The 447-nt window shown below is 40.7% G+C and carries 1 protein-coding gene; it reads left to right on the top strand.

The genetic code is table 11. The features are described 5' to 3' along the window. Positions 1–447: transposase (locus LB467_RS18740; RefSeq protein WP_224475671.1), on the top strand; the 447-nt coding region annotated here is incomplete at both ends.

Genomic DNA, 447 nt, shown 5'->3' with positions numbered 1-447 from the left:
GAGTCGTGTTTGGCTGCAATCTCTGGTAAACTCTATCACAGCGGAGTGAAAAGTAAAGTGAAGCGCTCCACCTTATCAGACGCCAATGAAAAACGGGATTGGCGTATTTATGCTGAATTTGCACAGCTCCTGATAGGAGAAGCCCGGGAACTTTATAAGGAAGACCATAATTTTTCTGTGAATATCGATGAAATTGCCTATGCCTTGGACAGTAGCACTATTGATTTGTGTTTATCCTTGTTTCCATGGGCAAAATTCCGAAAGAATAAGGCAGCTGTTAAAATGCATACCCAATTGGATTTAAGGGGCAATATTCCGACTTTTATTGAGATTACGGATGGTAAAGTGCACGATGTAAATATTCTGGATGCTTTGACCTTGGAGCCAGGTGCTTTTTATATTATGGACAGGGCTTATCTTGACTTTGAGCGGCTTTACCATTTAAAT

The sequence above is a fragment of the Salegentibacter tibetensis genome (assembly GCF_020164485.1).
GTDB classification, from domain to species: domain Bacteria; phylum Bacteroidota; class Bacteroidia; order Flavobacteriales; family Flavobacteriaceae; genus Salegentibacter; species Salegentibacter tibetensis.
The sequence above is the reverse complement of the archived record's forward strand: the minus strand, read 5'-3'. Positions and strand labels throughout refer to the sequence as shown.